The sequence below is a fragment of the Cupriavidus sp. SIMBA_020 genome (assembly GCF_046535395.1).
In the GTDB taxonomy this organism is placed as follows: domain Bacteria; phylum Pseudomonadota; class Gammaproteobacteria; order Burkholderiales; family Burkholderiaceae; genus Cupriavidus; species Cupriavidus campinensis.
Window position 1 is genome coordinate 82454 of record NZ_JAWRWU010000002.1, and the last position, 17878, is coordinate 100331.

Consider the following 17878-nt stretch of genomic DNA (forward strand, 5'->3'; position numbering starts at 1 on the left):
AGGGATCGACTGGCACCTCGCCATCGATTCCACTGGGACCTTCAGTGTCCGCATCGCCCGGCCCCGCACAATGGATCACGCGGGCCACGGCCGCCCGCCGAATTTTTCAGAATCGGCTCACATACCCGGGCTGGAATGCTCCCTACCATCGTCGACAGAAAGGTTCGCTTTCCCTGTCCGATGGACGTTCCAACTAGGAGTTTTCCGATGCAAGCCGTGGTTCTGCACCGCCTGGGCGATATTCCGCGCTTCGAGTCCTTCCCCGACCCCGACACCACGCACTGCGAGCGGCTGGTGGGGGTGAGTGCCGCCGCCATCCATGCAATCGACCGACAGGCCGCCGCCGGGATGCACGCCAGCAGCCCGCTCACGCTGCCGGTGGTCTGCGGGGTGGATGGCGTCGGCCATACGGCCGGTGGCGAGCGCGTCTATTTCAGCATCACGCGGCGGCCGTTCGGCGCCATGGCCGAGTTCGCGCCGGCGGACTGGGTTGTACCGCTGCCGGCGGGCCTGCCGGGCGAGTTCGCGGCGGCGCTGGTGCGGCCGGCGCTGCTGGCGTGGCTGCCGCTGGCGCACCGCGCCGAACTGGAGCCCGGCGAGACGGTGATGGTGCTCGGCGCCACCACGGCGGCGGGGCGCATGGCGGTCCAGGCGGCGCGGCTGCTAGGCGCCAAGCGGATCATCGCCGCCGGGCACCGCCAGGAGGCACTGGCCACGCTGGAGGCGGATGCCACGGTCGACCTGCGCATGCCGCGCAACGCGCTTGAACACACGTTCTCGGCCTATGCGGAGGAGGGGATCGACGTGATCCTGGACTACATCTGGGGGGAGCCGGTGGAGGTGCTGGCGGCTGCGCTGGCCCGCTCGGACCACACCATGCCGTCTCCCGACGATCGCGGCGTGCGGCTGGTCTCGGTGTCCGAGCGGCCCGGGGGCGACATCGTCCTGCCCGCCCAGTCGCTGCGCGACTCGCGACTCAGGCTGATGGGCTACGGGCCGGCCAGCTATCCGCCGGAGGACTATGTGAAAGCCTACGTCGAGGACATCCTCATGTACGCACTGGATGGCGACCTGCGCCTCGACCTGGAAACCATGCCGATGGCCGAGGTGGCCGAGGCATGGGAGCGGGCGGGGCGGCAGGACCGGCGCATCGTGCTGACGCTGGACGAGCGCGAGGCTTGAGGGTGAGGGCCAGCGCTGCCCGGGGCAGGAGGCCGCCCCAGGCCCCTCCAGGCTGGCTTCAGGCTGCCTTTATGGGCCTTCAGGCGGCCTTGCGTACCTCGGGCTGGCTGGCGCCGCCGTCGGCCTTGCGTTCACCGCCGAGCGCGTCGGTCAGGTCGCCCAGCAGGCCGGCCAGCTCGCCAGCCATCAGCGCGAAGTCAGCGTCGAAGCGCTCGGCTTCGTCATGCAGGGTGCCGTCGGCCTGTTCCTTGATCACGTCCAGCGGCGCCACGCGCTTGACCGCCAGGTTCTCGGTCAGCACGAAGGAGACGCGGTCGTTCCACGTCATGGCCAGCCGCGTGCAGCGCTTGCCGGCGGCGATATGGCGGCGCAGATCCTCAGGGTCGAGCGGATGGCGCACGTAACGCACCGTGGCCTTGGACTCGGCGCTCGATTGCAGCTCGATTTCCTGGTCCACGGTGAAGCCTGGGGGCGCGGTGTCCGTGGACAGCCATTCGGTCATGGCCGCCACCGGCGACTGGTTCACGTGCAGGCCCGTCACCGGCAGCGGATCGATGGCCTTGAACAGCATGCCGCGCACTTCGTCGGCCTTGGCCGTGGCGGCGGCATCGATGGCCAGCCAGCCATTCACGGGGTCGATCCAGACCCGGGTATCGCGGCGGATGCTGAAGGCGCGCGGCAGTAGTTCCTCGGTGATCTGTTCCTTCAGTTCCTTGAGCTGCTTGCGGCCCGGCTTGAAGCCCTGTTGCTCCTCCAGCTCGGTGGCGCGCGCCTTGGTCACCTGGTTGACCACGGTGGCCGGCAGCAGCTTCTTTTCGGTACGGAGCACCAGCAGCATCTGCTTGTTGACGCAGTGCACAAGCTGGCCGTTGTCGCGCGGGGATGCCCAGCCCTGGGTCTGCGGCTCCAGGCTGGTGCCCGGGAAGAAGGCGTGTTTCGCCAGGCTGGCCTCTACGTCTTCGGCGCTGAGGGTCCACGGGGCGGTGAAGCGATGAATCTGGAGATTCTTAAACCACATGAGAATTCGGCCACGAGAACGGAAAGGGTCGAATTCTATCTGGTTGAGCGGGCGGTGCCGAGAAATGGCGGGAAATGGGACGGGAAACGGGACGTGAAATGGCGGGGCAAGAAAAAGGCGCGCACGGCGCGGAGGTCAGCCCCTCCGCGTCAGTGCGCGCCATGCTGCAATCTCAAATATCGAGCTTAGAGATCTTGGTGCCTTCGAGGCTCAGGCCGGCCATCAGGCCCGCGTTGGTCATGGCGAAGCCGACAATCGGATGCTGGGCCGTGTTGGTGTCCAGCTGGCCGTTGGCGCCGATCGTGGCCAGGGCCACGGTGGCATCGGCCCCGACCTGCCAGCCGTTGCTGCGCACGAACTTGTCGTACGAATCCTGGGTCAGGAACATCAGCACGAAGGCCTTGGACTGGGCGCCGATCTGCCAGCCGATGGAGCCCGAGATGGCACGGTAGTAGCCACGATTGGCGCCGCCGGAGCGCAGCACCCCATCGCCATACTCGCCGCCCACGACGAAGCCTGCCGACAGCAGTTTCGGGAAAACCAGGATGCCGCGTGCCTTGTTGCCAAGATCCTGCGACCCCTTGACCGTGGAATACAGCCGATTCAGCGTGTCCGTGGCGCCGGCGTCAATCTCGCGCCGTTTGGCGGTCTTGTCGCCCGTGTCGCCCGGGCCCGTGGTAGTACAGCCGGCGAGCGAGAGCGCGCCAAGGGACAGACCGGAAACCGTGACAAGACCGGCACCGCCAGCGGACAGGAAGGTTCGACGTTTCATTATTTCCTCCAGGAGGGTGGTGTGTTGCAACCGCCTCTAAAGCATAGGCGTCAAGCGCACATTGGCAAATGCGATTTTGTCTGACACTGGGCAGGAGAGACTCTGACACGCGGTCTGACATACTTTCTTGCAAATGCGCCAGCGCACTTTAGGAACCGCCCGCCCGTGTGGGCGGTCTGTCGAGCATGAAAAAGACATTTGCCCCCCTCTCTCCCTTCATTTCCCTGGGCTCGATCGTGCCCGTGGTGCTGCTGGCGGCGTGCGCCTCCCCGGCCTCCGTGGAAACCCCGAGCCAGAAGCAGGAAGTCGCCACGCTGAACTCAGGCTGGCAGGCCGAACGCGCCAAGTACATGGAATGCGTGCAGGACAAGGCCGACGACGGCGCGAAAGGGAAGGGCACCTCGAAGGACGTGGCCGCCGGCGCCATCGACGCCTGCAAGGCGCAGCTCGGCGTGATGCACGACGCCTTCCAGTCCTATCTCTCGGCCCAGATGAGCTCGGCGCACGGCCAGACCAGCGCCCGGCAGGCCGCCGACCGCGTGACCACCGACACCCGCGAGAAGGCGCGCACCTACCTGACACGCTACGTGGAAGTGGAGCGCTACAAGGCCAGCCAGCGCTGATCGGCCCGGATCGGCCCGGATCGGGGCCGATTCACGCCCCCTCTATATATATAGTCAGAGCATCGCCAGCGGCTCGGCCCGCCGCGGCGGCGGAAACAGCTTGTCGAGTTCGGCAAGCTGTTCTGCTGTCAGCGGGTGCGCCAGCGCGCCGAGGTTTTCGCGCAGGCGGTCACGGCTGCCGGTCTTGGGAATGGCGATGATATCGTCCGACGCCAGCAACCACGCCAGCGCCGCCTGGGCCGGCGTCATGCCGTGGGCCTTGGCAAAGCGCTGGAGCCCCGCGTGGCGCAGCAGCCGGGCCTGCTCGATCGGGGAATAGGCCATGACCGGCACCCCGCGTGCACGCTGCCAAGGCAACAAATCGAATTCGATGCCGCGCCGGCTCAGGTTGTAGAGCAGCTGGTTCGCCGCTACCTCGCCGCCGCCCGGCACCTCCCACAGTTCCTCCATATCGCCCAGGTCGAGGTTGCTGACGCCGAAATGCCGGATCTTGCCGGCTTCGCGCAGCGCCAGGAACGCCGCCATGGTCTCCTCGAGCGGCACGCCGCCGCGCCAGTGCAGCAGGTAGAGGTCGAGCCGGTCGGTGCCCAGCCGGCGCAGGCTGCGCTCGCACGCGGCCACCACGCCTTCGCGGCTGGCGTTGTGCGGGTAGACCTTGCTGACGAGAAACACCTCGTCGCGCCGACCCGCGATGGCCTCGCCGATCAGCGATTCGGACAACCCCTCGCCATACATTTCAGCGGTATCGATCAGCCGCAGCCCGAGGTCCAGCCCGAGCCGCAGCGTGGCGATCTCCTCGGCGCGCGTGTCGCGGTGATCGCCGATATTCCAGGTACCCATGCCCAGCGCGGGCACGCGCTCGCCGCCGGGCAGCGTGACGGTCTTCATCGATTGGCTCCGGTGTGATGGGGCGGCGTGGCCACGCCGCGCTCCATCACACTAGTTAACAATGCCGGCCGGCACAAGGTGGGCGCCCGGCAGGGGGCCGCTCGGGGTCCCCCGGACCTCTCAACCGTGCTGGTGCCGATATTCCTGGCTCAGCCCGCCATAGCCGTAGGCGGCTGCGCGGGCGTCGATGACGTGGATATACGACACCTTGTTCACATCGCCAATCACCTCGGACAGCGCGGCGAACGTGTCCTTCAGGTACTGCGCCTTCTCGGCCTTGGTGTTGGTCTCGTCGGTCACGCTGATGTCGAGCTGGAAGGCGTTGCGGCCATCGCTGCGCTCGGACAGCGCCTTGCCGCCGATGATCCATTGCTCGCGCGGCAGGTAGCCCACGGTCACGGCGATCACGTTCTCCTCCTTGCGCAGGATGCGCTGGGTCAGTTCGGCCACGGTGGCGGCGGCACGGCGGGTCAGTTCGGCGTCGGGCTGGCCGGAGATCTGGAGGTTGATGTGGGGCATGGCTGGCTCCTTGTTCTGGATGGTGCGAACCGGAAATCGGTGTCGTGGAACCTATCGTAGTGTTCGCCATCACATCGGAAAAGCAGGAATATGCGATACCATCCATCGGTAACACCGAATCGTAAAAATGCGAGATAGTGGGGTGTGACTAGGGACGGGAGCAGGCGTGATGCGAGGATTCGAGACCGATCAACTGAAGACATTCGTGACGGTGGCCGACAGTGGCAGCCTCTCGGCGGCGGCGCCGCGCCTGTTCCTGTCGCAATCGTCGGTCAGCGAGCAGTTGCGCAAGCTGGAGGAGCGCGCCGGCGTGCCGCTGCTCACACGCGGCAAGAGGGGCGCGGCGGTTACGCCGGCCGGCGCGCGGCTGCTGGAGTACGCGCGCCGCATCCTGTCGCTGAACGACATGGCAATGCAGGAGCTGCGCGGCCGCACCCTGGATGGCGAACTGCGGCTTGCCGTGACCGATTACTTCCGGCCGGGCGAGATCGCCGGCATGCTGCGCCGGCTGCGCGACCGCTATCCGTATCTGAAACTGCACGTCACGGTGATGAAGAGCGCCGCGATCGAGGCCGCCGCTGACCTGGACACCTTCGACATCGGGCTCAGCATGCGGCTGATTCGCGCCACGCGTGCCGACCGTGCAGAGCGCGCCGACCGTGCCGGCACGCTGCTGCGGCGGGAAGGGCTGGCCTGGGTGGCCGCGCCGGAGATCGCCGAGTCGCCGCAGCCCACGCTGCCGCTGGTGCTGCTGCCCGATACCTGCTCGATGCACCAGTTCGTGGTGCAGCTGCTGATGCGCCGGAAGCGCGCGTTTGACATTGCCCACTCGGCGTCCGGCGTGGCGGGGCTGCACCTCGCGCTGGCGGCGGGGCTCGGCGTGTCATGCCTCAACGCGTCGGCCATCGGGCCGGGCGTAACGCCGCTCGATGCCGCCGCCGTCTCGCGCTGGCGCCTGCCGACATTGCCCGATGCCGAGTTCTACCTGCTGCCCGCCCGGCGCGGCGAGAGCGAATTCATCGGCGAAGCGCGCCTCGCGCTAAGCGAGCAACTCGGCTGAGGGCTATTGCGGCTGAGGGCTATTGCCATTCGGAACAAATGCGTCGCAAGCGACGCAAGTATGTCTGACTTTGTACATGCTTCGCCGCTACGATCAACCATCACTTCAATGAAAACTGGTCGATCCGCAACGCCGTACCCGGCCTCGCTGGCATAGCAGAAAAACGAAAAACGGCCCGTCGTGCGGGCCGTTATCTCGTCACAGCGTCATCACAGCGTTGTAAGCATTACTCGGCGGTCATGTGCGCGTTCTTCGCCAGGAGACCGAGCCGATCGCGCTCGGACTGGATGAAGGCGACGAAGCTCTCCACCGAGCCGCCCGCCGGCTCGATGCCGTTCGGCAGCAGCCGCTCGCGGATCTCCTGCGTCTGCATGCCAGCGGTCAACTCCGCATTCAGCCGCTTGATGATCGCCGGATCCGTGCCCTTCGGCGCGAAGATGCCGGCCCAATGGCCGATGCGCACCTCGGGCAGGCCCTGCTCAGCCGTGGTGGGGAGGTTGGGCGCCGCGGCCATGCGCTTGTCCCAGGTTGCGCCCAGCGCCTTGAGCTTGCCGGCCTTGATCTGTGGCAATACCACCACGCTGGCCTCCGAAGTCGCCGCCACCTGGCCGCCGATCACCGCCGTGATGCTCTCCGAGCCGCTCTTGTAGGGCACCACCGTCAGCTGCGCGCCTTTCTCCTTGAGCATCTCCTCGACGAAGTGGGGCGTGCTGCCGCTGCCGGCGGTGGCGAACGGCGCGCCACCCTGCTTCTTCGAGTACTCGATCAGATCCTTGAGGTTGTTCACCGGCAGCGACGGCGACGCGACGATGACCGACGGGCTGACCGCGATCAGCCCAACCGGCACGAGGTCATCGGGCGCATACGGCATCTTCGTGCGAATCAGGCTGTTGGTGACCGTGCCCACGGCGCCCACCAGGAAGGTGTAGCCGTCCGGCTTGCTCTTGGCGACATAGTCGGCACCGACCACGCCGCCGGCGCCCGGCCGGTTCTCGATCACCACGGGCTGGCCGATCCGCTTGCTCACCGCCTCGGCGCCCGCCCGCGCGACGAGGTCGTTGGCGCCGCCCGCCGTGAACGGCACGACGAACTTGATCACATGGTTGGGCCAGGCGTCGGCGGCATGGGCCGGGGCGGCGCCGCACAGTGCGGCGGTGGCGAGGGCGATGGCCATCGCCCCGCCATGGATGGGGATACGCATGCTTGTCTCCGGTATCTGTTGTGGTGGGTACCGACGTCGATGGTACCGAAGGCGGCTGTCAATTGCCTGACGGTGGGTCAGCGCAGCGGGAGGCGGGGCCGCCGGCGCCCGGGGTGGGCGGCGGCGCTATTCATGCCGTGCACAGTGTGACGGCGAGGACGGCGTGCGGGAACCGATGACCGGTCAATGATCGCGTTCCCAGGTCTGGGTGCGGCCGATCAGGCTGATGCCGATGAAGCCGCGCACGTTGAGCTTCTTGCCGTCGTCCGCCAGCGCCATCTTGCACTTGTAGAGCTTACCGGTCTCGGGGTCGAGGATCTCGCCGCCGGTGTACTCGTTGTCGCCGGTCTTGCGCAGGCCGGTCAGCAGCGTCATGCCGATGACCGGCTGGTCCTTGCGGGCGTCGGTGCACTTGTCGCAGACCTTGGGCTTGCTCTCGGCGGTCTCGACGAGGCTCTTCACGAGGCGCCCGCTGTAGATGCCGTCCTTCTCGCTGATCTCGATCACGCCGCGCGGCTTGCCGGTGGCGTCGTCGATGGTCTTCCACGTGCCAGCCGGCGTGGCCTGCGCGAGCGCGACGGCGCTGGCGGCGAAGGCGGCCGCGAACACGGTGGCGTGCCGCAGCGAGCGTGGGAGGGAAATGCGCATGGGGGTCTCCTGGTTCAGTGTGTCGGGATCGTGCGAAGGTGTCGCGACGCCAATCTACTGGCGCACGCGCCGCGCTGCAATCACCGCCGCGCGTTTGCGTACGCACCAGCGGCACGCCGCCGCTGCCCGCAATCGACCGCCGTACGGGGGTTTGCGGGATTATGCCGTGCAGCATGCGGCGCTGCGCGGCGGGGCCGAAGCATTCCTCTAAGGGGAACTCCGGGGTCGTCCGGTGGCGTGCGGACCGCGGTCTGGCATTCCATCGACACCCCTTCCACACCCATCTCGGCACGCTGCGTTCTCTGACCACGCAGCGCTGCCTCGCAGGCGCGCGGCGCGACGCTGTATCAGGCGTGTCGCGGGGTGGTGCCACGCGCTGCCGGAGCATGTCGATGACGTGTCGAAGCGTGTCGAAACCTCGTCATCGCATCGCGTGCGGTGACAAACCGTTGCGCTGACGCATCACTCTTTCGTCGTACTCGCGCAACTGTCGGATCGACGCACACCGATGTCGGCGCATGTCCGACGCGATGGCATTGGACCCAGGCGCATCGATGCGCGCGACGCGTGCCGAGCGAGCGCCGGTGCGTTGCCGCGCGAGGTCATGACGGCGTGCGCGTACGCTGCCGGCATGCCATGGCGAGAGACCACGCATGGTCGATGCGATCGCCGCGAAAGCCAGCGTGCATGCGGCTTTCCGGTGAATCGCGCGGTGCGCGGCCGCGCGCGATGACGGCGCGCACGGCATGCTTCGGCGGCGTGTGAGCGGAGGCGCCGAGGTGTCACGCGAGGGCTTGCGACACAGCGCGCGGCGTCATCGAATCGACGCGCGTCGACCTCGCGGAGGAACTTCGGATGGCGTGTGGAAGTCGAGATGAACAAGCGTGTCGATGATGCCGTCATCGCGATGCGCGAGCGAAGTAGATCGACTCGCTCGCGCACGCAAGTTTTTTTGCACTTTTTTCTTAACATCATCGAACAAACGAATTATGATTCGCCTTGACAAGAGTCTCAGTTCATTGCATCGACGTATCGCAGCGACAAGCAACAAGCAGAAGCAACGATGATGGCGATGACTCGATGCAGTGAATGCGGGTAGCCGAGGAGCACCAGAACTTTGACGCAGACCAAGCCGATGCGGCTTCTCAAAACGCGTGCAGTCTCCTGTAGCCCAGTGACGGGATGGGCGAGCTACCCCCGAATGATTGCCGTCTGCCGTGCGCGAGGCCATGCCCGCACCGCAGGCCTGCTGACCGATATCTCCTCTTTCCTGGTCGTGCGCCGACGTAACGGGCGGCGCGGGCCAATCGAATATTCCAGGGCGCGGCACGCCCCGGACACCCGCCTGCAGGCTGGCTTTGCCGCCCGCGGGGGTCCGTTGCGCTGCCGCTTGAACGCCGCGTGTCGCGGCATCCCTGCCACCGAATTCATTAGCGTGCGACCGAAGCTGTGCCGTGCGCCGATGAATCGCTCGCTCGACTGGAGTCACGCGGTATCGCGCTTCGGGTCGGTCGGGTCGCCATCCTAGGTCATTCGATATTTCACGCTAGTGAAGGAGTTATCCATGGCAACTGCTGCAAAGAAAAAGCCGGCGGCTAAGAAAGCCGCCAAGCCGGCCGCCAAGAAGGCCGTCGTGAAGAAGGTCGCCGCCAAGAAGGCTGCTCCGGCCGCCAAGAAGGCTGCTGCCAAGAAGGTCGCAACCAAGAAGGTTGCTGCCAAGAAGGTAGCCGCCAAGAAGGCACCGGCAAAGAAGGCCGCTGTGAAGAAGGTAGCCGCCAAGAAGGTCGCGACCAAGAAGGTTGCCGCCAAGAAGGTAGTTGCCAAGAAGGCAGCGCCGGCCAAGAAGGCCGCGGTCAAGAAGGTAGCCGCCAAGAAGGCCCCGGCCAAGAAGGCCGTTGCCGCCAAGAAGCCGGCCGCCAAGAAGGCTGTAGCCAAGAAGGCCGCTCCGGCCAAGAAGGCTGCACCGGCCAAGAAGGCTGCTGTCAAGAAGACCGCTGCCAAGAAGCCGGCCGCCAAGAAGGCTGCTGCGAAGAAGCCGGCTGCCAAGAAGGCGCCTGCTGCGAAGCCTGCCGCGGCACCTGCCGTTGCACCCGCTGCTGCTGCAAAGACCGCGCTGAACCCGGCTGCGGCCTGGCCGTTCCCGACGGGTACCCGTCCGTAATCGCTTCGCCTCGTGCGAACGATCACAACTGGGACGCGCCAGGGCACGCATCGCGTGCCGCACTGACCGGATACGCCGTATCCGGTCCGCAAGACAGCTGTCTTGCCGACCCGCCGATGGCATTCGCCCGGCGGGTTTTTTATCGCCCAAAGAAAAACGCCGCGGCCCGGAGGCGCGCGGCGTTAGGGTCGGGCACGGTGTGCCCGGTCCAGGTGCGTGGTGCGATCAGTGGGTCACGCGGGTCACGCCGCCCGAGGACAGCAGGCGCACGCGCTCGCCGGGGCGGAATGCCTCGTCGGCTTCCTGGGTGATGGCGCGCATCTCGCCGTTGTCCAGCCGGACGGTGATCTCCAGGCCGCGACGCTGCTGGATCTTGTTCTCCGCCGCGCTGCCGGCCAGGCCGCCAATTACCGCGCCCAGCAGGCCCGCCGCAATCGCGCCGTTGCCGCCGCCGATGGTGCTGCCCGCCGCGATGCCGCCGATGGCGCCGCCGGCCAGCGTGCCCGCGCCGGTCTGCCCGCCCTGGATCAGCACCTCGCGCACGCCCTCCACCACGCCGTAGCGCACGGTCTGCTCACGCTGGGCCTGGCCCGAGGTGTAGACGCTGTTGGAGTTCGACCAGCTGGCGCAGCCGGAGACCAGGCTTGCCGCCACCAGGACGGCCACGCCGCCGGTGCGGACGATGTTCGGCACGATGTTTCTCATGATTGACTTCCTTCCCGTAAAGACCCGCGCGTCCGCAACGTTCGCGGAGGCTGGCCGGACACCGCAGCCCGGTGGGCGCGGCGCCGGGCAGCGTCCGGGTTACGCGTAGCGGTACCCGAATGCGGACTGGAACCGGTTGCCGATGTCCTCGCGCGAGAGCCAGTGGTTCTGCGGCCCCTGGCGGGCGATCTTGAGCGAGCCCATGAGCGAGGCGAGGCGGCCGGTGGTTTCCCAGTCCAACCCGTTTTCGATGCCGAAGAGCAGGCCGCCGCGGAAGGCGTCGCCGCAGCCGGTAGGGTCGACGACCTGTTCGGCGGGCACGGCCGGAATGGCGTACTGCTGGCCATCGGCAAAGATGCTGGCGCCGCGCTCGCCGTGCGTCACGATGAACGCGCGGACCTTGGCGGCAACTTCGGCGCTGGTCCAGGCCGTGCGGGACAGCAGGACCTGCGCTTCGTAGTCATTGACCGTCACGTAGCTGGCGAGTTCAATGAACTGGCGCAGGTCCTCGCCGTTGAACAGCGGCATGGCCTGACCCAGATCAAAGATGAACGGAATGCCGGCGTCGGCGAACTGCTGCGCGTGGTGCAGCATGCCCTCGCGGCTGTCCGGCGCCACGATACCCAGGGCGGGCTGGCGGCCGCCCGTCAGCGCGTCCTGCACGCTGTTCAGCTGCGACTGGCTCATCGCGCCCGGGTGGAAGGCGGTGATCTGGTTGTTGTCGAGATCGGTGGTGATCATCGCCTGCGCGGTGAACGTCTCCGGCAGCGTGCGGATGTGATCCGTGACGATGCCGAGGTTGCGCAGGTAATCCAGGTACGGACCGGCGTCCTCGCCCACGGTGCCCATGATCAGCGGCTCGCCGCCGAGCATCTTGAGCGTATAGGCGATGTTGCCGGCGCAGCCGCCGAATTCGCGCCGCATGCCCGGCACCAGGAACGACACGTTCAGCATGTGGATCTGGTCCGGCAGGATGTGTTCGCGGAAGCGCCCGTCGAACGTCATGATGGTGTCGTAGGCAACGGAGCCACAGATCAGGCTGGCCATTCTTCCTCGCAATCGAATACGGTTGATACGGTTGAAAAAGACGCCGCCCGTGCAGAGACGGGCGGCGTTCGTACTTGTCAGATACCGGTGATGCCGAATGCCTCCGGCAGCTTACTTCAACGCGGCCAGGGCGGCGTCGTAGTTCGGTTCCTGCTTGATCTCGGGCACGAGTTCGCTGTACTTCACGGCGTTGTTTTCATCGAGCACGACCACGGCACGCGCGGTCACGCCGGCCAGCGGGCCGGTCTTGATGTCCACGCCATAGGCGTTCTTGAACTCGGCGCCGCGCATGGTCGAGAGCGTCACCACGTTGGCCAGGCCCTCGGCCGTGCAGAAGCGGCCCATGGCGAACGGCAGGTCGGCCGAGATGGTCAGCACCACGGTGTTGTCCAGCGTGCTGGCGGCTTCATTGAACTTGCGCGCGGATGCCTGGCACACCGGCGTATCCAGGCTCGGCACGATGTTCAGCACCTTGCGCTTGCCGGCGAAGTCGGCCAGCTTCACATCCTTCAGGTCCTTGCCCACGAGGGAAAAGTCGGGGGCCTTGTCGCCTGCCTGGGGAAACTTGCCGCCAACTTCGATGGCGTTGCCGCCGAGGGTCACATTGCTCATGGTCACTCCTGTACTGGGATGGGATGTTCGTCCGCGCCGTCCGGTGCGGACCGGGCCGGCGCGGCGGGGCGCTGGATATCAGGGGTAGAAGATCAGCACGCGGTAGTTGGCCGCTGTCTGGTCTGTCCGGAATCGTACCCGAACCGGCAGCTCGCTGCCCGCGCGCAGGCCCAGCGTGGCGAAGGCGCGCTGCGCGGGCTCGAGGTATTCGGCCGGTTGCAGCACGCGGCGCAGCAGCAGCTGGTCTTGCAGGTCGGTCATCACCAGTTCGATCGCGGGCAGCGCGGTGGTGGCGCGGCCCTGGTTCCGCATGGTGACGGCGAGTTGGTAAACATCGGTCGCTTCGTCTTGTTTCTGAAGCTGGGAGCTGTCGATGCGCAGCGCTTCGAGGTCGCGCCAGGGCGGCACCTCGCAGCCAAGTGGCGCGCAGGCGGCCTCAAGCAGCGGGCGCAGCACTGGCACACGGCCAGCCAGCTGGCTGCGGCCGAGATAAGCGCCCTGCAGCAGCGCGCCGATGGCCAGCAGCACCACGGCGATGCGTACCCAGACGCGCCTGCTGACCGGCACGACCACCTTGGCGCGCGGCGCGCGCGAGCGTTCGCGGTCGCGCGCGTGGCGCAGGAAATCAGGGGCGAAGACGGGGCCCGGCGGCACTTCGCGGCGGATCCAGTGGCGCGTGGTGGATTCGCGTGCGATGGCATCCGGCGTGCCTTCACGCGACGTATCGATCGCATCGGCACTGGCCCATGCGGCAACGTCGTCGTTATCGCGCGCGAATTCCTCGGCCGGCGCCACGGTGGGATCGGCGGCACGCAGGTATTCGCTCGCGCTGCGTACCGGCTCGGTGTTGGCGGGCGGGTTCGATGCTGGCACCGGCGGCCACGCAGCCTTGGCGCTGTACGCGCCTAACGGCGGTGGGCTGGCCGAGGCCGGCGCGAATGCTGCTGCGGGGTCGAGTGACGAGTGCGCCGGCACGGCCGGGGCGGGTGCTGGCGAGGCCGGCACCGGGTCGCCGAAGGCCGAATGATCGAGGGTCGGCCACGGTGCCGAGGGGGCGGGTGCCGCCGCTGCCTCTATGGGCTCCGACTCCGGTTCGGGTTCAGGTTCCGGCTCGGGTCCGGGCGCAACTTCCGCCTCGGGTTCGGGCTCAGGTTCCGGCTCCACCGCCGGCTCCGGCTCGGCTTCCCGCTCATGTTCCGGCGTCAGACCCAGTTCTACTTCCGGCTGCGGCGCCGGCGGCACCTCGGGTGCTGGCTCTTCCCGTACCGGCGGCTGCTCGGCCTCCGGCATCATCATCGTCGGCGAATCGAGCGCCGGCACGTCATAGCCGGGATCGAAGCCCGGGTCGAACGGCGACTCCTGTGCATGCGCGCGCGCGCTGGCCTGCGCCTGCTCGGCATGGGCCAGCGCGGCGGCCACGCTCGGGCCGGCCGTGGTCGGCACCGGCGCTGGTGTCGACGCGGCAGATGCCGTGGGCGCAGCGGCCGGTACCGGCACTTCAATCAGGTGTTCGCGTGCGTCGAAGACGGTATCGCACTGTCCGCAGCGGACCAGGCCCTGGCGCAGACGCAACTGGTCCGCCACAAGCCGGAACGCGGTGCGGCAGGCCGGACAACGCGTGACAAGCTTGGCGGCAGCCATGGTGTCGAATCAGGAAGGGGTGGCGGGGGAGCTGGCGGCGTCGGCGCGGGTGCCATGCAGGCAGACCCAGCCTTCCTCGCTGCGCCAGACCGACATGGCCAGCCAGGGCGCGTAGGCGGCGGCCACTTCGTCCGCCTGCCGTTCCAGCACGCCCGAGAGGATCAGCCGGCCGCCCGGGCGCACGCGCGCACTGAGCATGGCCGCCATCAGCTTGAGTGGATTGGAGAGGATATTGGCCACCACGAGATCGTAGGTGGCATCAGATACGGAATCCGGCAGCGCGAAGGTGGCCGCCACCTGGTTGCGTTCGGCGTTATAGCGCGACGCCTCCACGGCATTCGGATCGATGTCGATGCCGAGCGTATCGCCCGCACCGAGCTTCTTGGCGACGATGGCCAGGATGCCCGAGCCGCAGCCGTAGTCGAGCACGGTTTCGCCGGCCCGCACGTTCTGCTCGAGCCACTGCATGCACAGCCGCGTGGTCGGATGGCTGCCTGTGCCGAAGGCCAGGCCGGGGTCCAGCTCCAGCACCACGGCGTCCGGCTCCGGGGCGTCGTGCCACGATGGCACCACCCAGATCCGTTCGCCAATGCGGATCGGCGCGAACTGCGATTGCGTCAGGCGCACCCAGTCCTGGTCTTCCACCGCGCGCAGCACGTAGTCCGGCACCGGATCGACGTTCAGCGCGTTGGCGGCCGCAGCCACCACGAGCGCCGGGTCGGTCTCGTCGTCGAACAGGGCCACCACGCGCGAGCGGTTCCAGGCCAGCCGCGTCGGCTCGAGCCCGGGCTCGCCGAACAGCGGCTGCTCATCGGGCGTGTCGGCATCGGCGTCTTCCACCGAGACCGACAGCGCGCCGAGGTCGAACAATGCGTCGGACCAGGCCTCGGCCTGATCCTGCGCAATTTCGATCACACATTCCTGGAAAGCCACGTGATTCCTTGCTGCGACGATGCCGGCCGAGGCGGGGCCTCAGGCCTTCTCGCCTTTGGCCACGGCCTTCTGGGCCAGGCGGTGTTCAAGATAATGGATGCTGGTGCCGCCTTCGACGAAGTTGGCATCGAGCATCAGTTCGCGGTGCAGCGGCACATTGGTCAGGATGCCGTCCACCACCATCTCCGACAGCGCGATGCGCATGCGGGCGATGGCCTGGTCACGCGTGGCGCCGTACGTGATGATCTTGCCGATCATCGAATCGTAGTTCGGCGGCACGAAGTAGCCATCATACGCGTGCGAGTCCACCCGCACGCCGGGGCCGCCCGGCATGTGCCAGGCGGTGATGCGGCCCGGCGACGGCGTGAACTTGAACGGGTCCTCGGCGTTGATCCGGCATTCGAGGGCGTGGCCCTGGATCTGCACGTCCTTCTGGCGGAAGCGCAGCTTCTCGCCGTAGGCGATGCGGATCTGTTCCTGCACGATGTCGATGCCCGTGATCATCTCGGTGACCGGGTGCTCCACCTGCACGCGCGTGTTCATCTCAATGAAGTAGAACTCGTTGTTCTCGTACAGGAACTCGAACGTGCCGGCGCCCCGGTAGCCGATCTTCTTGCAGGCATCGGCGCAGCGGTCGCCGATGCGCTCGATCAGGCGGCGCGGGATGTGCGGTGCCGGTGCTTCCTCGATCACTTTCTGGTGGCGGCGCTGCATCGAGCAGTCACGCTCGCCCAGCCAGATGGCTTGCCGATGCTGGTCTGCCAGGATCTGGATTTCCACGTGGCGCGGATTCTCCAGGAACTTCTCCATGTAGACCTCGGGGTTGCCGAAGGCACGGCCGGCTTCCTCGCGCGTCATGTTGACGGCGTTGATCAGGGCGGCCTCGGTGTGCACCACGCGCATGCCACGGCCACCGCCGCCGCCGGCGGCCTTGATGATGACCGGATAGCCCACGCGGCGCGCGGTGGCCAGGATTTCCTTGGGGTCGTCGGGCAGGGCGCCTTCGGAGCCCGGCACGCACGGCACGCCGGACTTGATCATGGCCTGCTTGGCGGACACCTTGTCGCCCATCAGGCGGATGCTGTCCGAGGTCGGGCCGATGAAGACGAAGCCCGACTTCTCCACGCGCTCGGCGAAGTCGGCGTTCTCGGACAGGAAGCCATAGCCCGGGTGGATGGCCTGGGCGTCGGTGACTTCGGCGGCCGAGATGATGGCCGGCATGTTCAGGTACGACAGCGGGGACGGCGCCGGGCCGATACAGACGGCCTCGTCGGCCAGCTTGACGTACTTGGCCTCCTTGTCGGCTTCCGAGTACACCACCACGGTCTTGATACCCAGCTCGCGGCAGGCGCGCTGGATGCGAAGGGCGATTTCGCCCCGGTTCGCGATCAGAATTTTTTCAAACATGGTCTCTCTCTGCGAGAACGGGTGCCAGCCCGGCAAGTCGGGCCCCGGCGCGGGGCCGGTGTTGCAAAGCAGGGCGCCACGCGGCGGCCTGAAGCATGCCAAGCATGGGGGAGCAGGGGCGATGCAGGCCCGCCCCGGTCCCCGTGCCGGGGCCGCTGGGGCGCGGGCGACGGGGGCGCGGCGGGCAGGCTGGCATCAGCCGATCACGAACAGCGGTTGGCCGTATTCCACGGCCTGGCCGTTCTCGACCAGGATTTCCTTGATTACGCCGGCCTTGTCGCACTCGATTTCGTTGAGCAGCTTCATGGCCTCGATGATGCAGACGGTCTGGCCTTCCTTGACGGTGTCGCCCACGTTCACGAACGGAGCGGCGCCCGGCGACGGCGCGCGGTAGAACGTGCCCACCATCGGCGAGGTGACCACGTGGCCCGACGGCACCTGGGCGGCTTCCGGCGCGGCAGCGGCCGGCGCCACCGGGGCGACGGGGGCAGCGCCCGGCAGGGCCTGCATCTGGGGCATGGCCATCGGGGCGGCGATCACCTGGGGCGGCGCCTTGACGATGCGTACCTTGCCGTCACCTTCGGTGACTTCCAGTTCCGAGATGCCGGATTCGGCCACCAGGTCGATCAGCGTCTTCAGCTTGCGCAGGTCCATCTTCTTATCCTCCAGAATCGGGTTGTCCGGTCTCCTTCCGCGGGAAGGAGACGGCGGCGGTGAGTCATTGATTGGTCTGCCGCGCTGGCCGCGTGGCAGGGTCCGGGCATTCCTGATGCTGTGCCGGCGCGCGGGCAGCCTTCAACTGCCCGGGGCCGCCGTCTGTCCCAGCACGTATTCCAGCGCCAGCAGGTAACCCTGCCAGCCCAGGCCGCAGATCACGCCCACGGCCTGATCCGAGAAATACGAGTGATGACGGAACGGTTCGCGGCGATGCACGTTCGACAGATGTATTTCCACGAACGGGATCGCCACGCCGGCCAGGGCATCGCGCAGCGCCACGCTGGTGTGCGTATAGGCCGCCGGGTTGATGAGGATGAAGTCCACCCCCTCGCCGCGTGCCGCCTGGATACGATCCACCAGCGCCCCTTCATGGTTGGACTGGAACGTATCAAGATCCAGGCCAGCCGTGGCGGCGCGTTTTGCCAGCGCATCGTTGATATCGGCGAGCGTCGTGTGCCCGTACGTCTGCGGCTCGCGCGTGCCCAGCAGATTGAGGTTCGGTCCATGCAGGACCAGCACCTTCCGGTAGCGTGCAGCGCCGTTGGCGGCGGGAGTTGAAGACACGGTAGCTCGACCAGATCAACGAAATTGCGCGGAGATTACCGTAGCTTAGAGGGATTTGTCTAGCGTGCGATACAAGGCCACGTGGCGTGGCGGACGCTTTTCAGAGTGTTCTCACGGATTTTGGTGTTCCAGCGGTCAGATCGGGGTGGAAATCACCCCATTGGCCGGAGATCCCGGGCA

General features: G+C 67.2%; 18 protein-coding genes. 4 read left to right on the forward strand and 14 right to left on the reverse strand.

Going from position 1 to position 17878, the window contains the following annotated elements; translation table 11 throughout:
* Positions 1-207 precede the first annotated feature (207 nt).
* Positions 208-1182, forward strand: a complete 975-nt coding sequence (locus SB751_RS04505; protein WP_211943649.1) for a zinc-binding alcohol dehydrogenase family protein — start codon at positions 208-210, stop codon at positions 1180-1182.
* Positions 1183-1261: 79 nt separating this feature from the next.
* Here SB751_RS04505 and SB751_RS04510 read toward each other — a convergent pair whose 3' ends face one another.
* Together SB751_RS04510 and SB751_RS04515 are read right to left on the reverse strand one after the other, a co-directional pair.
* Positions 1262-2200 (reverse strand): recombination-associated protein RdgC, encoded by a 939-nt coding sequence (locus SB751_RS04510; protein WP_211943648.1) that lies wholly within the window; start codon positions 2198-2200, stop codon positions 1262-1264.
* Positions 2201-2372: 172 nt separating this feature from the next.
* The gene (locus SB751_RS04515) at positions 2373-2972 is read right to left on the reverse strand and encodes a YSC84-related protein (RefSeq protein ID WP_144201334.1); all 600 of its coding nucleotides are present in this window, start codon (positions 2970-2972) and stop codon (positions 2373-2375) included.
* 185 nt (positions 2973-3157) lie between these two features.
* Here SB751_RS04515 and SB751_RS04520 point away from each other — a divergent pair, with 185 nt between their 5' ends.
* The gene (locus SB751_RS04520; RefSeq protein WP_144201336.1) at positions 3158-3595 is read left to right on the forward strand and encodes a hypothetical protein; all 438 of its coding nucleotides are present in this window, start codon (positions 3158-3160) and stop codon (positions 3593-3595) included.
* A 54-nt stretch (positions 3596-3649) separates the two neighbouring features.
* Here the strand turns inward: SB751_RS04520 and SB751_RS04525 are convergent, their stop codons facing one another.
* Positions 3650-4483, reverse strand: a complete 834-nt coding sequence (locus tag SB751_RS04525; protein WP_144201338.1) for an aldo/keto reductase — start codon at positions 4481-4483, stop codon at positions 3650-3652.
* 120 nt (positions 4484-4603) lie between these two features.
* Positions 4604-5002 carry a tautomerase family protein gene (locus SB751_RS04530; RefSeq protein ID WP_144201340.1) on the reverse strand — a complete coding sequence of 133 codons (399 nt, stop codon included), beginning with the start codon at positions 5000-5002 and terminating at the stop codon, positions 4604-4606.
* A gap of 169 nt (positions 5003-5171) precedes the next feature.
* Between SB751_RS04530 and SB751_RS04535 the strand changes: the two genes are divergently transcribed.
* The gene (locus SB751_RS04535) at positions 5172-6062 is read left to right on the forward strand and encodes a LysR family transcriptional regulator (RefSeq protein ID WP_144201342.1); all 891 of its coding nucleotides are present in this window, start codon (positions 5172-5174) and stop codon (positions 6060-6062) included.
* A gap of 226 nt (positions 6063-6288) precedes the next feature.
* Here SB751_RS04535 and SB751_RS04540 read toward each other — a convergent pair whose 3' ends face one another.
* Complete coding sequence (locus SB751_RS04540; RefSeq protein ID WP_144201344.1) at positions 6289-7263, reverse strand: tripartite tricarboxylate transporter substrate binding protein; 975 nt, start codon at positions 7261-7263, stop codon at positions 6289-6291.
* 183 nt (positions 7264-7446) lie between these two features.
* Entirely contained in the window at positions 7447-7911 is a 465-nt protein-coding gene (locus tag SB751_RS04545; RefSeq protein WP_144201346.1) for a DUF2147 domain-containing protein, read from the reverse strand.
* Positions 7912-9475: 1564 nt separating this feature from the next.
* Here SB751_RS04545 and SB751_RS04550 point away from each other — a divergent pair.
* Positions 9476-10072 carry a histone H1-like DNA-binding protein gene (locus SB751_RS04550; protein WP_144201350.1) on the forward strand — a complete coding sequence of 199 codons (597 nt, stop codon included), beginning with the start codon at positions 9476-9478 and terminating at the stop codon, positions 10070-10072.
* 225 nt (positions 10073-10297) lie between these two features.
* Here the strand turns inward: SB751_RS04550 and SB751_RS04555 are convergent, their stop codons facing one another.
* The 8 genes from SB751_RS04555 to aroQ form a co-directional block, all read right to left on the reverse strand.
* Positions 10298-10777: a hypothetical protein gene (locus SB751_RS04555; protein ID WP_377731995.1), complete on the reverse strand. Its 480-nt coding sequence runs from the start codon at positions 10775-10777 to the stop codon at positions 10298-10300.
* Positions 10778-10876: 99 nt separating this feature from the next.
* Complete coding sequence (locus SB751_RS04560) at positions 10877-11824, reverse strand: carbohydrate kinase family protein (protein ID WP_144201353.1); 948 nt, start codon at positions 11822-11824, stop codon at positions 10877-10879.
* A 111-nt stretch (positions 11825-11935) separates the two neighbouring features.
* On the reverse strand, positions 11936-12436 hold the full coding sequence (gene tpx / locus SB751_RS04565; RefSeq protein ID WP_144201355.1) for a thiol peroxidase: 501 nt from the start codon (positions 12434-12436) through the stop codon (positions 11936-11938).
* A gap of 78 nt (positions 12437-12514) precedes the next feature.
* Positions 12515-14077 carry a DUF3426 domain-containing protein gene (locus tag SB751_RS04570; RefSeq protein ID WP_410747828.1) on the reverse strand — a complete coding sequence of 521 codons (1563 nt, stop codon included), beginning with the start codon at positions 14075-14077 and terminating at the stop codon, positions 12515-12517.
* A gap of 9 nt (positions 14078-14086) precedes the next feature.
* Positions 14087-15010: a 50S ribosomal protein L11 methyltransferase gene (gene prmA / locus SB751_RS04575; protein ID WP_144201359.1), complete on the reverse strand. Its 924-nt coding sequence runs from the start codon at positions 15008-15010 to the stop codon at positions 14087-14089.
* Positions 15011-15049: 39 nt separating this feature from the next.
* Positions 15050-16417, reverse strand: a complete 1368-nt coding sequence (gene accC, locus SB751_RS04580; RefSeq protein WP_144201361.1) for an acetyl-CoA carboxylase biotin carboxylase subunit — start codon at positions 16415-16417, stop codon at positions 15050-15052.
* Between the two features lie 195 nt (positions 16418-16612).
* On the reverse strand, positions 16613-17071 hold the full coding sequence (gene accB / locus SB751_RS04585; protein WP_144201363.1) for an acetyl-CoA carboxylase biotin carboxyl carrier protein: 459 nt from the start codon (positions 17069-17071) through the stop codon (positions 16613-16615).
* Positions 17072-17212: 141 nt separating this feature from the next.
* Complete coding sequence (gene aroQ, locus SB751_RS04590) at positions 17213-17698, reverse strand: type II 3-dehydroquinate dehydratase (protein WP_144201365.1); 486 nt, start codon at positions 17696-17698, stop codon at positions 17213-17215.
* Positions 17699-17878 lie beyond the last annotated feature (180 nt).